The sequence below is a fragment of the Zunongwangia sp. HRR-M8 genome, from assembly GCF_027594405.1.
Taxonomy (GTDB): Bacteria; Bacteroidota; Bacteroidia; order Flavobacteriales; family Flavobacteriaceae; genus Zunongwangia.
Genome location: NZ_CP115161.1, coordinates 1,960,038 through 1,975,763, shown reverse-complemented (window position 1 = coordinate 1,975,763; position 15,726 = coordinate 1,960,038). Strand labels below are relative to the sequence as shown.

Annotated in this window: 18 protein-coding genes; 9 read left to right on the top strand and 9 right to left on the bottom strand. The window is 34.2% G+C overall.

Annotation, left to right across the window (positions count from 1 at the left end; all coding sequences use genetic code 11):
• Genes PBT89_RS08545 through PBT89_RS08535 form a run of 3 tightly spaced genes read right to left on the bottom strand, consistent with a single transcriptional unit; the run spans position 1 to position 2,250 of the window.
• Positions 1–933, bottom strand: a complete 933-nt coding sequence (locus tag PBT89_RS08545; RefSeq protein ID WP_270061529.1) for a DUF1835 domain-containing protein — start codon at positions 931–933, stop codon at positions 1–3.
• 2 nt (positions 934–935) lie between these two features.
• The gene (locus PBT89_RS08540; protein ID WP_270061528.1) at positions 936–1,292 is read right to left on the bottom strand and encodes a translation initiation factor; all 357 of its coding nucleotides are present in this window, start codon (positions 1,290–1,292) and stop codon (positions 936–938) included.
• A 7-nt stretch (positions 1,293–1,299) separates the two neighbouring features.
• A complete protein-coding gene (locus PBT89_RS08535) occupies positions 1,300–2,250 on the bottom strand; it encodes an isopenicillin N synthase family dioxygenase (protein WP_270061527.1) in 951 nt (316 codons plus the stop codon).
• A gap of 208 nt (positions 2,251–2,458) precedes the next feature.
• Here PBT89_RS08535 and PBT89_RS08530 point away from each other — a divergent pair, with 208 nt between their 5' ends.
• The 6 genes from PBT89_RS08530 to PBT89_RS08505 all read left to right on the top strand — a co-directional run bounded on the left by PBT89_RS08530 (position 2,459) and on the right by PBT89_RS08505 (position 9,115).
• Positions 2,459–4,435, top strand: a complete 1,977-nt coding sequence (locus PBT89_RS08530) for an alpha-ketoacid dehydrogenase subunit alpha/beta (RefSeq protein ID WP_443089614.1) — start codon at positions 2,459–2,461, stop codon at positions 4,433–4,435.
• Between the two features lie 127 nt (positions 4,436–4,562).
• Entirely contained in the window at positions 4,563–4,724 is a 162-nt protein-coding gene (locus PBT89_RS08525; RefSeq protein ID WP_092540888.1) for a DUF1328 domain-containing protein, read from the top strand.
• A gap of 83 nt (positions 4,725–4,807) precedes the next feature.
• Positions 4,808–5,287 carry a lipocalin family protein gene (locus PBT89_RS08520; RefSeq protein ID WP_270061396.1) on the top strand — a complete coding sequence of 160 codons (480 nt, stop codon included), beginning with the start codon at positions 4,808–4,810 and terminating at the stop codon, positions 5,285–5,287.
• A 26-nt stretch (positions 5,288–5,313) separates the two neighbouring features.
• Positions 5,314–6,009: an OmpA family protein gene (locus PBT89_RS08515; RefSeq protein ID WP_270061525.1), complete on the top strand. Its 696-nt coding sequence runs from the start codon at positions 5,314–5,316 to the stop codon at positions 6,007–6,009.
• Positions 6,010–6,196: 187 nt separating this feature from the next.
• Positions 6,197–6,916, top strand: a complete 720-nt coding sequence (locus PBT89_RS08510; protein WP_270061524.1) for an MBL fold metallo-hydrolase — start codon at positions 6,197–6,199, stop codon at positions 6,914–6,916.
• A 210-nt stretch (positions 6,917–7,126) separates the two neighbouring features.
• Entirely contained in the window at positions 7,127–9,115 is a 1,989-nt protein-coding gene (locus PBT89_RS08505) for an aconitate hydratase (RefSeq protein WP_270061523.1), read from the top strand.
• Between the two features lie 64 nt (positions 9,116–9,179).
• Here the strand turns inward: PBT89_RS08505 and hpf are convergent, their stop codons facing one another.
• Positions 9,180–9,479: a ribosome hibernation-promoting factor, HPF/YfiA family gene (gene hpf, locus PBT89_RS08500; protein WP_270061400.1), complete on the bottom strand. Its 300-nt coding sequence runs from the start codon at positions 9,477–9,479 to the stop codon at positions 9,180–9,182.
• Between the two features lie 190 nt (positions 9,480–9,669).
• Positions 9,670–10,584 carry a cation diffusion facilitator family transporter gene (locus PBT89_RS08495; protein WP_270061522.1) on the bottom strand — a complete coding sequence of 305 codons (915 nt, stop codon included), beginning with the start codon at positions 10,582–10,584 and terminating at the stop codon, positions 9,670–9,672.
• A 150-nt stretch (positions 10,585–10,734) separates the two neighbouring features.
• Here PBT89_RS08495 and PBT89_RS08490 point away from each other — a divergent pair, with 150 nt between their 5' ends.
• On the top strand, positions 10,735–11,292 hold the full coding sequence (locus PBT89_RS08490) for a DUF4251 domain-containing protein (RefSeq protein ID WP_270061521.1): 558 nt from the start codon (positions 10,735–10,737) through the stop codon (positions 11,290–11,292).
• A 384-nt stretch (positions 11,293–11,676) separates the two neighbouring features.
• Here the strand turns inward: PBT89_RS08490 and PBT89_RS08485 are convergent, their stop codons facing one another.
• Positions 11,677–12,063, bottom strand: coding sequence for a single-stranded DNA-binding protein (locus tag PBT89_RS08485; RefSeq protein WP_270061520.1), 387 nt, complete (start codon positions 12,061–12,063; stop codon positions 11,677–11,679).
• A 1,028-nt stretch (positions 12,064–13,091) separates the two neighbouring features.
• Between PBT89_RS08485 and PBT89_RS08480 the strand changes: the two genes are divergently transcribed.
• Both PBT89_RS08480 and PBT89_RS08475 read left to right on the top strand, forming a co-directional pair.
• Positions 13,092–13,508 carry a hypothetical protein gene (locus PBT89_RS08480; RefSeq protein WP_270061519.1) on the top strand — a complete coding sequence of 139 codons (417 nt, stop codon included), beginning with the start codon at positions 13,092–13,094 and terminating at the stop codon, positions 13,506–13,508.
• Positions 13,509–13,510: 2 nt separating this feature from the next.
• Entirely contained in the window at positions 13,511–13,768 is a 258-nt protein-coding gene (locus PBT89_RS08475; RefSeq protein ID WP_270061518.1) for a hypothetical protein, read from the top strand.
• Positions 13,769–13,942: 174 nt separating this feature from the next.
• Here the strand turns inward: PBT89_RS08475 and PBT89_RS08470 are convergent, their stop codons facing one another.
• The 3 genes from PBT89_RS08470 to PBT89_RS08460 are packed head-to-tail and all read right to left on the bottom strand — an operon-like array spanning position 13,943 to position 15,631.
• Positions 13,943–14,437: a hypothetical protein gene (locus PBT89_RS08470; RefSeq protein ID WP_270061517.1), complete on the bottom strand. Its 495-nt coding sequence runs from the start codon at positions 14,435–14,437 to the stop codon at positions 13,943–13,945.
• A 10-nt stretch (positions 14,438–14,447) separates the two neighbouring features.
• Positions 14,448–14,777 (bottom strand): hypothetical protein, encoded by a 330-nt coding sequence (locus PBT89_RS08465; protein WP_270061516.1) that lies wholly within the window; start codon positions 14,775–14,777, stop codon positions 14,448–14,450.
• On the bottom strand, positions 14,777–15,631 hold the full coding sequence (locus PBT89_RS08460) for a hypothetical protein (protein WP_270061515.1): 855 nt from the start codon (positions 15,629–15,631) through the stop codon (positions 14,777–14,779). The genes PBT89_RS08465 and PBT89_RS08460 overlap by 1 nt, the downstream gene beginning before the upstream one ends.
• Positions 15,632–15,726 lie beyond the last annotated feature (95 nt).

The window sequence follows — 15,726 nt, the reverse complement described above, 5'->3', positions numbered from 1 at the left end:
CTATAGTTTTAATAATTGGTGAACTTCAGGATCGTAAAGAAAATCATACATTTTGGAACCTCCAAATATGTCGTCATTCTTTAATTCTCTATAAAAGTTCTTTTTTCCATCTAGTACCAAATGACCTTTTTCGGTAAGTTTAATTTTATCGCCCTCAGCAGCGTAAAAAATAGATAGTTTCTCTAATATTCTCTTCATTTGTAGGTCACTATATCCATAATAGCCTTGATACTCTAAAGCATATCCCAAGAGTTGGGTGAAATTATGTATTTCGTACTTTTCAATGAGTTGAAGGATATTTTTTTCTAAAGAATTAATACCGGTAACGGTATTTGGAAAGCGTTCAACATGCGCCCGAATGCAACTGGATAGATATTCAAAATTTGTAATTGTTGTAATCTGTCGCTTTAGTAAATTAGGATTTTTGCCACAGTATAATTCCCACATAAGATTGGCAACTTCAAGATCATTTTCAATCAATAAAATTTTTTTCTGATAATGTTTTAAAAGTTGTTTTTCTGAAAGTTGAGATAGCGCAGTAAGTTTTTTATCTCCTTTAAGTTTTTTACTACATACCAGATAAAATGGTGTGTTGTTCTTCTTGTCGGTTAAAAAACTAATAGTTGCCAAAACATTAACGTGGCAAAAGAGATCAAATTCAAACCATAAAATAATATGATCATAATCTTCTAATTCTGCCAATTTTTTTAGTTCTGAAACAAATTTTTCTTGATAATCCTGCGCTGAAATACCATAGTAATCCTGCAGAAAATTAGATCTTATTTCAATAAAATCATCAGATCCAACTTCCTGTGTTGTTGGGCCTTCACATAGCATCTCACGCCAAATGATCTGTTGACCGGGTAGATCTAGCGCTGCAACACTTTCTGCAAGGCTATCTCCATTAATAATATGTAAAGGTTTTTTTTCCAAATTTATCCGCCTACGCGCTTTACGTTATATCCTTCTTTTTTCAGGATTTGCATTATTTTATCGCGATCATCACCCTGTATAATAATTTCGCCATCTTTTGTAGACCCTCCTACGCCACACTTTTTCTTTAAAAACTTACCAAGGGTGACAAGATCTTCTTCGGGTCCTACAAAACCTTTAATAATGGTAACGGTTTTACCACCGCGACCTTTATTGCTAAAATGAGCTTCCAGACGCTGATCTTTTGGTTCCAGGTTTTCTTGTTCTTCACTATCTACGTATTGACTATCATCAAATTCATCATTAGTAGAAAAAACAAATCCGCCTAAATTCTCTAGTCCTAGTTTCTTTTTGGCCATAAATCTTTTACTTTTTCAATAATCCAATTTCAACAAGTCGCTGATGCAAAAATTCTCCAGCTGTGATATCCTCGTAATGTTTTGGATTTTCTTCATCTATACATTCTTCTAAACAATTTAAAGGCATCTCGCTTCTTGGATGCATAAAAAATGGAATAGAATAACGAGGTTCGCTCCATTTTTCTTTAGGTGGATTAATAACCCGGTGTATGGTAGAACGTAATTTGTTATTTGTGTGGCGCTCTAACATATCCCCAACATTAATCACCAATTCGTCTTCTGCTGGTATGGCATCAATCCATTCGCCATCTTTACGTAACACCTGCAATCCCCCGGTAGAAGCTCCCATTAAAAGGGTAATTAAGTTTATATCACCATGGGCTCCTGCACGAACAGCACCTTCTGGTTCTTTTGTAATTGGAGGATAATGAATAGGTCTTAAAATTGAATTACCATTACTTGCCCAATGATCAAAGTAAGTTTCTTCTAAACCAATGTATAGTGCTAAAGCGCGTAAAACGTGAATTCCGGTTTTTTCTAACATTCGGTAAGCCTCCATACCTGTGTGATTAAAATCGAGTAATTCGTCTACATGAACGTTTTCAGGATATTTCTCTATTAAATTTGCATCTTCAGCCGGCTCTTGCCCAAAATGCCAAAATTCTTTTAAATCACCTTCTTTTTTTCCTTTCGCGTGTTCTTTGCCAAAGGAAATATATCCGCGCTGTCCTGCTAAACCTTCAATTTCGTATTTTTTTTTCGTTTCTAATGGAAGATCGAAAAATGACTTTACTTCTTTATATAGTTCAGATACAAGGTCGTCGCTTAAAAAATGATTTTTAAGTGCTACAAATCCAATTTCTTCATAGGCTTTTCCTATTTCATCAACAAACTTTTGTTTTCGTTCAGCATCCCCAGATATAAAGTCTGCAAGATCAACACTTGGTATATTCGTCATTGCCATTTATTTCTCTTATTTTTTGGTAAGGCTTACAAACTTAATGAAAAAAGGATAAATCTAACAGGAATAAAATATCTGTTTATGCTTTTAAAATTAAGTAATTAAAATGAATAATTACGATTTATTTTAAAGTAGAGCGCAAGGTCGTTTACTAATTTGCTACATTTGAATATACCTTTTTTATATGTTGTATAACGCTACAGATATGATTTTTGATTCTGAAGTATACCCACAAGATTTCCTAATAGATCTTTATAAAAAATTACTGAAGCCTCGTTTAGTAGAAGAGAAGATGTTAATTCTTTTGCGACAGGGGAAGGTAAGTAAATGGTTTAGTGGTATTGGGCAGGAAGCTATTGCAATTGGTGTAACTTCCATTCTTAATGAAGATGAATATATTCTTCCCATGCATCGCAACTTGGGTGTTTTTACAAGTAGGAATATTCCTTTACATAGATTGTTTTCTCAGTGGCAGGGTAAACTAAAAGGCTTTACAAAAGGTAGGGATAGAAGTTTTCATTTTGGTACGCAGGAATATAAGATTATTGGTATGATTTCCCATTTGGGTCCGCAATTAGGAGTTGCAAACGGAATTGCACTTGCGCATAAACTTCAGCATGAAAAAAAATTGACAGCCGTTTTTACGGGAGAAGGCGGAACAAGTGAAGGAGATTTTCATGAGGCGCTCAACATTGCTTCGGTTTGGGATTTGCCGGTATTATTCTGTATTGAAAATAATGGTTATGGATTATCCACACCTACAAGCGAGCAATATAGATGTGAACATCTTGCTGATAGAGCAAAAGGATACGGTATGGAAGCACATATAGTAGATGGCAATAATATATTGGAGATTCATACAAAGTTGTCTAAAATTGCTAGCGATATTCGCGAAAATCCGCGTCCTGTTTTAATCGAGTTTAAAACATTTAGAATGCGTGGTCACGAAGAAGCTAGCGGAACTGCTTATGTCCCTGACCAGGATTTAGCGCATTGGCGAGAAAGAGACCCTATTGTAAGATATGAGAAGCATCTTTTGGATCTTGGTGTTTTAAATTGGGATTGGGCGGAGCATATTAAATGGGAGATAAAACAAGAAATTGAAGAGCATTTATCAATTTCTTCAGAAGACCATTTACCGGATTTCAGTGAAAGTATTGAGTTAAATGATATTTTTAAAAATACTGAAAATCAATATTATAAAATTTCAGAAGAAAAAAAAGAAATTCGATTTATAGATGCAATAAGTGATGCCTTGCGATTATCGATGCAAAAACATCTTAATCTCATTCTAATGGGACAAGATATTGCTGAATATGGAGGGGTATTTAAAATTACCAAAGGCTTTATTGAAGAATTCGGTAAAGATCGCGTAAGAAATACACCTATCTGTGAGAGCGGAATTATAGAAGTTGCAGCCGGTTTATCCATAAAAGGAATGAAAGCGGTAGTAGAGATGCAATTTGCAGATTTTGTAAGTTCTGGTTTTAATCCTATAGTTAACTATCTGGCTAAGTCTTATTATCGATGGGGGCAAAATGCCGATGTGGTGATACGTATGCCTTGTGGAGCGGGGGTAGGCGCGGGTCCTTTTCATAGTCAATCTAACGAAGCATGGTTTACTAAAGTCCCTGGGTTAAAAATAGTTTATCCCTCAAATGCCCAAGATGCTAAAGGATTATTGATAGCCGCAATAAACGATCCAAATCCTGTTTTATATTTTGAGCATAAAGCTTTGTATAGAACACAAAGACAAGAAGTGCCTCTAAGTTATTATGAAACTGAGATCGGAAAAGCTAATCTATTAAGAAATGGAGAAAAACTTAGTCTTATTAGTTATGGTGCAGCTTTACAAGAGGCATTAAAGATTATCGATGAAGAACATATCGATAATATTGATGTTATTGATTTGAGAACACTTCAACCTTTGGATACTCAAACGATTTTCGCTTCAGCAAAAAAGACCGGAAAAGTAATTATTCTAACCGAGGATTCTTTAATTGGGAGTATAGCATCAGAAATTAGTGCTCAAATTTCTGAATATTGTTTCGAGTTTTTAGATGCTCCGGTTTTGAGAGTGGGAAGTTTAGAAACTCCAATACCTTTTGCTTCCATTTTAGAGAAAAACTATTTACCCTATCAACGTTTCAGACAAAAACTAATAGAATTAATAGAATATTAGTAAATAAGATTTTTATTCTTATTTAATTAAGATTTGTTAACAACACCTCTGTTAAAGTATTAATAATCTTTTGCTAGCGCTGCATACCTGAACTAATTTAGACTTAGCTAATCAAAAAAAAACTAATATGATACGTCTAATTGTTATTTTCTTAATTATTGCGATTGTTGCGGCAATCTTTGGATTTGGTGGAATCGCTGAAGGAGCAACTGATATTGCTAAAATTATATTTTACATCTTTGTTGTGCTACTTGTAATATCTCTAATAAGCAGGCTTTTTAGAAGATAATAAAATTACTAGATAACTTATCCAATGCGGCGACGTTCTTAATTGGCGTGCTGCATTGTTTTTTATGAATAATAACTACTATAATGAAAAAAGTAATTTCAATTTTCGCACTTCTAGTGCTGTTGGTTTCATGTGGAGGGCCAAGTAAAGTTGCCAAAGAAGCAAGAAAAACCTTTGATGGTAACTGGACGCTAACCAATATTACCTATCCAAATAATACGGGACAGTTTAACGTGACTTTATTCAACGATGCATCGGCCAGTTGTTTTGAAGGAAGTACTTGGGATTTCGTGTCCAATAATAATCGCGGAACTTACGAGGTATCTGGTTTAGATTGTGTTTCTGGTAATAGAAACTTTATCTGGTCTATAGATGAAGAAAATACTCCTAGTGGAATGTACGATTTCTTACTTAAACCGGTAAATGAAAAATATAAATCTACTAATGGCGACCAGGGTTTTCGATTGAATTTGGTGAATCTTTCTGAAAATTCAATGGTTTGGGAGCAAACTGTAACCTTAGAAGGCTCTCCATTCGTAATAAGAATGATGTTTACAAAATAAGAATCAGTTAAATAAATAGAATAAATATGAAGAGGACTTTAAATAAAATAATGGCGGTTTGTTTTGCTGCAAGTATGCTCGTTGGATGCGATGCCATTCAAAATGCAAATAATAAACAAAAAGGTGCGGTAATAGGATCTGCGGGTGGAGCAACCATTGGTGGAGTAATAGGAAACAATACCGGTGATGGTAATAGTGCATTAGGCGCTATAATAGGCGGTGTTGTTGGTGGTGCTGCTGGTGCTTATATTGGTAATAGGATGGATAAGCAGGCTAAGAAAATCGAAACTGAAGTTCCAGGAGCGGAGGTAGAACGTGTAGGTGAAGGTATCAATGTAACCTTTGATGAAAATAGCGGTGTTTATTTTGCTTCAGAAAAATATAATATTAATGAAAAGTCTGAAGAAACCTTAAATAAATTAGTCGGGATCTTCAAAGAATATCCAGATACTAATATCTTAGTTGAAGGACATACCGATGATACTGGTAGCGAAAGTTACAACCTTACGCTTTCTAAGAACAGAGCACAGGCGGTAACTAATTTTTTAACCAGCCATGGTATTTCGGCCAGTAGATTTGAAACTAAATGGTATGGTGAAGCACAACCAAAATTTGATAATACTACAGCCGAAGGTCGTTCTAAAAATAGGCGAGTAGAATTAGCGATTGTAGCTAATGAAGAACTTAAGAAAGAAGCTGAACAAAACACTACAGAAAACTAAATTGTAGTTTTGCTTATTGAAAATATACAGCCGTCCATTTGGGCGGCTTTTTGTTTTTATAGAATCAAGAAATTTCGGGCTGAGTTAAGGCTTTCCTAAATACGAGTTAAACCCATCTAAACACTTTTGTCGTTATTCGCATTGGTTTGTATCTTCAAACTAACTAATAAAAAAATCAATTTACAATATGAAGACTGTTGATAAAATGGAGGTACTGCATAGCCAATCTGCTGAATATATTCTGCAAGGCGAAACTGGTAAATTTTTAAAACTTATTCCAGATACATTCTTAATTAAAGGAAAAGAGAAAGATGGCGTATTCAATCAGGGATATGCTATAAGACACATCAATCGTCGTGATATTATCTTAATTGATGTTGTAGAAGAAGAAACCAAAGCAGCAGTTAAAAAATTGATTGATGAAGGTTATCAAATCAAGGGTCTGCTAATTACCTGTGATGGCATTTTAGATAATGCTTATGCAGATCTTAAGACTATTTCTAAAGATGCAAATAATGCTCCTATTTATGCGCATCCAAGAAATAATTTTAAAGACGATTTTAAAACTAAAGATATCATGACGCAGGCTAATGACCTGAAACATTTTGGGATTAAAGTAATCGACTTACCAGGAAATGGAGGAGCGTCGGTTTTAGTTTATTCTGAAATCAATGGCGGTATGTTATTCCCGGGAGATGATGCTGTTGGATCTTCATACGATTCAGATTTAAATACTTTTAAGCGTCCTGAAATGAAGCGTGAAAACGATGATTTTGGATTAGCTGAAAGCTGGAGTGCTTTTGAAGATGAGTTTAGTTATTTTTTCCCAAGAAAAGGAAAACCTGCATTTAATGTAGAAGAAGGTCAGCAAGTCGATATCTTAAACGATTTGAGTAGAGCAAAATAAGAAATATAATTATCCGACATATAGGATAGAAAAACCCTGCTAATTCAATAATTGAAGATGCAGGGTTTTTTATGCTTTCTTTTTAAAATTAAACAAGATCAATTTTCTAAATGGTATGAGAAAATTGTATGGTTTCAGCATAACGTATTGTTAAAGAGTTCACTCCTTAAAAGTGTATTTCTTAAATTAAAGGATAAAAGAAAACTAACTATGTCAAAATTAAATGTCACTCAAAAACTTATTAAAGAGCATCTCTTAGAAGGAGATATGATGACGGCCGGTAAAGAAATCGGAATAAAAATCGATCAAGCTTTGCTTCAGGATGCCACTGGTACACTTGTTCAGTTAGAACTGGAAGCGATGGGGCTTAAAAAGGCTCAAACTGAGGTTGCTGTGCAATATGTAGATCATAACCTTTTACAAACCGATTTTAAAAATGCCGATGATCATAAATTTCTACTTTCCGCAGCAAGAAAATTCGGACTATGGTTTAGTAGACCGGGAAACGGTGTAAGTCACCCAGTACATATGGAGCGCTTTGGAAAACCGGGCAAAACTATGGTTGGATCTGATAGTCATACTCCGGCTGCAGGCTCACTAGGAATGCTTGCAATTGGTACTGGTGGTTTGGATGTTGCAGCAGCGATTGCCGGGCAACCTTACTATGTGAAGATGCCACAAGTGATGGGAGTAAAGCTTACCGGAAAATTACCGGATTGGGTAAGTGCGAAAGATGTTATTTTGGAAATGTTACGTAGACATGATGTAAAAGGTGGCGTTGGGAAAATTATTGAATATTATGGCCCTGGATTAGATAATCTAAGTGCGATGGACAGACATGTTATAGCCAACATGGGAGCAGAACTGGGGGCTACAACAACTGTTTTTCCTAGTGATCACGAGACAAAGAAATTTTTAAAAGCCCAACAACGCGAAGACGATTGGGTAGAACTATTACCAGATGAAGGTTGTGAATATGATCTTCATGAAGAAATTAATTTAAATGAATTAATTCCTTTAATTGCATTACCTACAAGCCCGGGAAATGTTGTTCCTATTGAAGAAGTTGCAGGTAAAAAAATTAGTCAGGTTGTTATAGGATCTTCTGCGAACCCTGGATTAAGAGATTTTTGGATTGCCGGTGCAATCGTTAAAGATAAATCTGTAAATGCAGATGTGTCTATGGATATTAATCCAACTTCTAGACAAATGATCCAGAATATGATTGATAATCGTGCTTTTGCCAATTTAATAAAAGCAGGTGCGCGTTTTCACCAATCTGGTTGTATGGGTTGTATAGGTATGGGACAGGCTCCAGCTTCAGGAACAATAAGTCTTAGAACGATGCCTAGAAACTTTCCCGATCGTAGTGGTACAAAAGATGATCAGGTACATTTGGTAAGTCCGGAAACCGCGGCAGCTTCAGCACTAACAGGTGAAATTACAGATCCTAGAGATTTAGAGGAAATTTACGATATGAAATATCCTAAGTTTGAGGCTCCTGAGATCGAAATTATAAACGAAGATATGTTGCTTCCGCCAGCAGATAATGGAGAAGAGGTAAGTCTTGAAAAAGGACCAAACATAAAATCTCTTCCTGAAATTGAGCCTTTAGCTGATGAAATTGAGGTTCCGGTTTTATTGAAAATGGGCGATAATATTTCTACAGATGAAATTTTAAAAGCAGGCGCTGAAGTTTTACCTTTTAGAAGTAACCTTCCCGAAATAAGTAAGTTTACTTTTACGGTAATCGATGAGTCTTTTTACGATAGAGCAATGGAGGCTAAAGAAAAGGAGGGAGGCCACATTGTTGTAGCTAAAGAAAACTATGCGCAGGGTTCTAGCCGTGAGCACGCTGCAATTGCTCCAAAATATTTAGGACAACATGCGGTTATTGCAAATAGTTACGCGCGTATCGCATGGCAAAATCTAGTTAATTTTGGTATTTTACCATTAGAATTTATAAATGCCGAAGATTACGATAAGATTGAACAGGGAGATACAGTAAGCTTTAAAAATCTTCGCGAAGATGTAGAAAAGCGAAATAATATTAAGATAATTGTAAAAAAAGAAAGTGGCGAAAATAAAGAATTTGAAACTAAGCATACGCTAAGTGATCGCCAGATAAATATCCTTTTAAAAGGTGGAATTATAAATGAATTTAAAGAGCGTCTAGAAAAAGAGCAAGCTCAGGATTAATTTAGGCATTCAATAAAACAAAAAAACCTTTCAATATTGAAAGGTTTTTTTGTTTTTCAATTTTTTAGTGCGTTTGCATTTGCCCTTTTTTCTTATCCAACTGTTTATCTAATTCTTTAACAGTTTGGGAAGCAGCAGCTTCAAAAGAATCTGAATTTGATTCTGCAAAAATTTGTGGTCCTGGTACGCTTACTTTTATATTACAGATATAACCTTTTGGATCCTCGGCGTGATTTCTTTTAAAGTGTACTTCTGCACGAGTAATAAAGTCATATTTTCTTTCAAGCTTCTCAAGCTTCTCATTTACAAAGTTTTGTAAACGTTCACTTTTGCTAAGAGCAACAAATTGGTAAATGGTTTCCATATTATCTTTTTTTGAATCACCTAAGAACGCTAATAATGCTAATTTAGACAAGTTTTTAAGTTGTATTTTGCACTTTTTTGTGAAAGATTTTATAATTAATAGGGTCTCCCGCAATAATTAGTTAATTAAAGCCTTATGAACCCTTAAAATTATAGGGTAGAGCGATCAAAAACATAAAGTTTTCTTAAATCTAAAGCTTGTTGGTGGTTTGCAAATAAACTTTGTTGATTTTGGGAATCTCAGTTTTAATTTTTTCTCTTAAGCTTTGTAAAGTGTTTTCAGCGTCTAAAAGCTCCAAATCGTCATACAGATCTACTTCCACAATTAATAAAATACTTTCAGGACCAAAATGCATGGTTTGCGGCAGTCCGATCTCTTTTACCTTAGGGTTGTTATTTAGGATATCTTCAACCTTTATCAAAATTTCAGGTTGGGCACTTTCACCTAATAAAAGACCTTTGCTTTCTTTAGCAAGAAAAGTAGCTACAAATAAAAGAATACAACCTATAATGATACTGGCGATACCATCGCAATAAGGATTGTTGAGCGTCTGGCTTAGAAAAACACCTATCAAAGCAACAGCCAAACCAATAACCGCTGCCGTATCTTCTATAATTACAGCAAAAGTAGCAGCATCTTTACTTTGTGTAATTTTGGTAATTAAATTACCTGTTTTAGCGCCAGCTCTAGATTTATTAAAAGTTTTAAGTGCTAGGACCAGGGCAGTACCTTCAAATAAAAGTGCAGCAATAAGTACGGCATAATTCCATGTAGGATCTTCGGCGACTTCAGGAGCTTCAAGCGCATGAATTCCTTCATAAATGGCAAAACCGCCACCCAGAGCAAAGATGAGTATACTTACAACAAAACTCCAAAAATAGACTTCTTTTCCGTAACCAAATGGATGTTGTTTGGTAGGTTTACGTTTTGATCGCTTAATCCCTAGTAATAGCAGAAAGCCATTGCCGGTGTCTACGAGCGAATGAATACCTTCAGCCATCATCGCTGAGCTTCCTGTAAAAAACGAAGCTGTAAATTTGCTTACAGCTATTAAAAAATTAGCGCCTATCGCGCCAAATATTGCAATGTTTGAATTTCCGGCCATAATTAGTTTAGTTAGATGCTGCAAAATACAATAAAAAAGATGGGGCTAAAAAAGCTAAATCCTGTTTTAGTAAGGATTTAGCATAAATGAGGAACAATAGTTGTAAATTAAAATGTGATTAATTAGATAATATGTTAACTAACTAAACCTATGAAACGTTTAAATATAAAATTATCTGTAAAAATAGTTGGTTGTATAATAATGCTATTAGGTATTTTGAGTTGTGGTTCTTCAGCAAGTACTGTTGCTGAAGTTAAGAATTATGAAGATTTAAAATTATTCGCTCAAAAGAAAGAATTTGAAATAGAAAACCGCTGGGCAAATCCTATGCGCGCTAATACGGTGAGCTTTATAAATCATCCAAATTTTAATAGCGGAACTATAAACTTAAATGGCAATGCCAACTTTATAAGATTTAAAAGAGATTCTATTAATGTATTCTTGCCGTATTTTGGTGTTCGCCAAATGAGCGGTGGTTACAATGATCGTGGTGCGATAAAATTTGAAGGAATTCCTGAAGATTTGGAAATCACTGAAAATGAAGATAAGAAATATGTTCGGTTTGAATTCACTGCAAATGATGATTCTGAACATTATCAATTCTATATTACATTATATTCTAACGGAAATACAAATACATCGGTAAATAGTTCACAGCGAGATAATATTTCCTATACCGGAAAATTTAGTAAACTATCATCGGAATAATAATAGCGAGATTTAAGAAACGTTCTAATTCGGTTTATAGACGAGAATATGAGGAGAAATGGATAATAAAATATTCTATTTTACATAATATAAATTATAGGTCAAAAATTAGCCCTAAAAAAGACGGTTTGGCAGACCGTCTTTTAGAATGTAAATAAATACTACGCATCTCTGCATATGGGTTATTTAACATCAACAGGAAGACAAAGTTAAGATTTAGAAAAATCGTAACTAAATGTTTTCAGAATATTTTAGGACTAATTTTTTGACCGAGTCGATTAAAGCCTTAATTGGTAGATTAAATCAATAATTTGTTGTGTAAAATATCCTGCCAAGAATAAACAAATTACGTAAATCAGATAATTAAGGAGTTTGAGCCAATTTCTAAAAAGGTAGGTCATCGTCGTCGGTTGATGAATGACTGTTAGAAACTGAATTTTCAGATTTATCAAAGGTTTGTAATTCAATATCTCTAGCGTTAACGAGTACTTCAACCTTAACACCGTTGCCATGTGTGTTAACATTAAACGAAGGTTCGCCAGTTACTAAGACTTTATGACCTTTTTTCAATAAATCAATTAATTTTTGTGGATTCTTTTTTGTTCGTCTAAAAATCGTATACCAATTAGTACGTGATTGTAGTTCGCCAGTTTCCGGGTTTACCCATCTTTTAGTAGCTGCCAAGCTAAAACGGATTAAAAACTGATTTTCTGATTGTTGTTTTACATCGGCGTCAGCCCCGATATTTCCTGTAATAGTTAAAAACTCCATAGGTTTAATTTTAGGTGCGTCCTAAAATTTCCTTAATGCAAAAAACTAACCGCAGTATTTCAAAGAACTCTAAAGCAAATTTAACATCTTTTTTGAGTAAACAAGCGTTTTTATAAGAAAATTCTTAAAAAAACGTTTAAGTAGTTGTATTACAGTTGGTTATATGCACTTTATTCAACCTTTTATTTAAGTAATGGGTTAATGTATTGATTATCAATAAATTAATACGTTTGGTTTTCCGAAATAATCGTTTTTCGCTAGTTTGTTGGTTTTCAGCTATTAAAGTCAAAAAAGGTTGCACAAGTGAAACTTAGCAGCGTATGTTATTAACGGAACGCTGCTATCCTACTCGACCCTGATTTAATCCCTTTCGGGGGCATTGATAGCCGTTCATACTTCACGGCCACCAATGATGGAAGTATTTATTTTTTGTTGCCCTGCGGGAAGCTCCAACCAGAAAAGGAAAAGCCGGGGCATGTTCTTTTGCCGTATCAAAATGAGAACTCTAGCACTTACCCGTGCAAACTCTCCTTAATCGCATATTTCTTTCACAAACCTAAAATATCTTTTCAAAAGGACTTAGCGCAATTGCTATCGCATTGCACTACTTCAGCGCATAAACTCAGTAGGCAAAGAAAAATGACGCTAAAGCTATTTTTCTAAGCCTACATAGTTATAGCTGACCTATTGAAAAGATATTTTTTAACGGTTGTAGAAATAGGCGATTCCGAGTTTACACGAGTAAGTAAGAGTTCTTTACATTTTGAAACAGCAAAAAGGAAAATTTAGGGTTTTCCTTTTTCTGGTTGCAGCCAACAAAAAGAAATAAGGCTTAAACCGGATTGCCAAGTAAGATTTAAAATTTGAATTATGGGAATAAATAAAAGAAAAAAAGAGGTTTTAAGGCTCCGTAAGCTTCGGAAAAAGTTTGCAAAGCAACCGAACACCATTAAGAAGCTAAACGAGCAAATTAAAACCCATACGGCTATAATTAGCGCACACCAACAAAATCAACACAATCAAAACTTATGGAAAATTACAACATTGGGATAAATTCGGCTTGGTATGCTGAAAGCCTTAAACTTTTGAAGCGTGAAAATAAACTTAATGAACGTGAGGATTATATATGTTTTTCTCAAAAAAAACACGCTTTTAGAATTGATGAAATTTGGATTCATCCACAAACCCAAGAAAAAATATTCGTTGAACATTATAAAGGGGAATTTCCCCGGATTTATCTAAAAGAGCAACACGGCAGTTATTTTAAAATTCAATGTAAATCCCTGTTTTTCGATAAAAAATACGATACTATACAGGAAGCCGTTAAGGATGCTAAAAGCTTAATACAGGGTATTAATGGGGCTGATTTATACGTAATTCAAAACCGAAATAAAAGGGCTAAAATATCCAATGTTCACGGAGATATAAAAATGCAAATCCTTTAATTATGGCTATTCTTATTCGTAAACTCACAGAACGCCAACAAGAAGAACTCGATAAGGCTAAAAAATTATTCGATGAAAAAACCGACAGCAAAACGGTTCTTAAAATGATTGAAAGCTTTGCCGAAATGATGGAAACAGCAGAAAACAGACTAAAAGAAAATGTAGAGCTTCGTAGACAACTGAAAGCACACAAAGAAACATTTAATCAAATCAAATGGAATTTAGATGTTTTGGGTGATGATGAAAGCGAGTTTTATTAATGATAACAAATTTTTTCTGCAGGTTGCCGGATCTGTCCAGGCCCGCAGCTGTAAAAAGTTTAAAATGATAACATTTTATGAATTTAGAACAAATTGTACTTAGTATAATGATTTTTATTGCCGTCGTTCTTTTAATTCAATCCATAAAAAAAAGCCCCTAATTTGGGGCTTTTCTTATATCTGTTTTTCTAAAGGGTTCTTTTCCGCTAAAGCTTTATAGAAATGTTTCAACATAAAACCCCGTTCGAGGTTGTTATATGCGTAATATTCGCTTTTTGGGTCAATGTTCCATTTCGTACTCATAACGTCCGGGAATTTATCGGAATCCTTTAAACCAAAATATATACCTAATCGCCTATTGACGATAATTTTTAAAAGGTTTGGGAAATTTGCTAATTCGCTATTTATCGTTATTACTCCGTTTTCTTCCCCGGCTAAAAAGTTCCGGTCAGCAGTAACGAGCCGAATAGCTTTAAGATTTCTAACTTTCTCCTGATAGTCGACACCGTAATATTTACAGCCATCTATAAAATTGTTTACAATCTTCGGGATTTCCTTATGATTGGTTATTACTGCTTTTTCGTCTATTTTCTTTACTTCGGAATAGTCTTGACCGAAAGAAATTGCTATGCTGAATGTCAGCATTAAAATGCTAAATAGTTTCTTCATCTTATTTATTTTATGGTGTTTGCATTTGAATTATAAAACCTCTAAAAAAGCCTTTGCCGTCTATTTCGTTTCCGTCATTATCATAAAATTTACATTCTGTAAATGTTTGATAAGCTTGGCTTAAATCGTCGATTTTTATGACTTCATCCCCATTATAAAATAAATGTGCGTTCACATTTTCAGGGAGTGCCAAAACGCCAAAATAAACGGTGTTTTGTTGCGCTGGAAATTGCATTTTATTACCCGATAAAATTTTAGGCTTATGGGTAATTTGATAATAGCTATTTTCTTCCTGTAAACAGGCTATTACGTGCGCTAATGAATCTAAAGTAAACTGCATTATTCAAATATTTTAAATTTTATATCGTACGCTTGATATCTAAATTGCAAAGGGGTTGTTTTCCTATAAACAATTTTAAAAGCACCAATTAAAGGAAAAGAAACTCCACCTATATTAAGCGTACCTTGATCTATAGTTAAAAGCTTTTTAGTTGACGCCATTCTAGTTTGTGAAACACCAGTTTCCCCAGTAGAATCAACAATCCATTGATAATTAGAACCTCTTTTCGAACGATAACCGCCCACTAAATTACCAGAAGAATCTAAAACATCTAATTCCATATCATCTCCATAAGCATCAAACACGCTGAAATAAAATTCCATTTTAAAATTTGTATTATCAGCAGCAAATATTTCAGCATCTCCAATACCACTAACTTTCCCTTGATCGAAATAAATAGTACCATTAACGTTGGTAACATTAGTATTATCAACTAAGGTTATAACACCTTGAAAAACCTCAAAAACCTTACTAAAAGTTTTTGAAACTCCATTATCTATAGTTAAATCAATAAGACCACTCTCATAAGTAGTAAAAGTTATTTCTATAAAATTATCATTAATAAAAACATAATTATCAACGACAACACCACCAGATAAAGAAACAGTTGTTTCAGGAGTGAAAAAAGAACCTTCAATAAGCCAAGTATATTGAGTATTAGGATAAGCGTAGGATTGATTTAATTTTCTTAAATAAGGTAATTCAATAGGAGCCTTAACGTGTTTCTCTACCTCTTGAACTTCAAAACCTGATAAAGCGTAATCTTTTAAAGGCAATTCTTTTAAATTTCCCTGAACATCAATAACCTTTATCGTACCGTTACCGCCTTTTTTTCTCGATTGGTATGTTATCATTATCTAATCTTCTTTTGAATTTTTCCAAATCTGGTAAATTGTCCAAATGGCGACACCTAAGCTTAAAACCGCACCGCCTAAATCCAAATAAACCA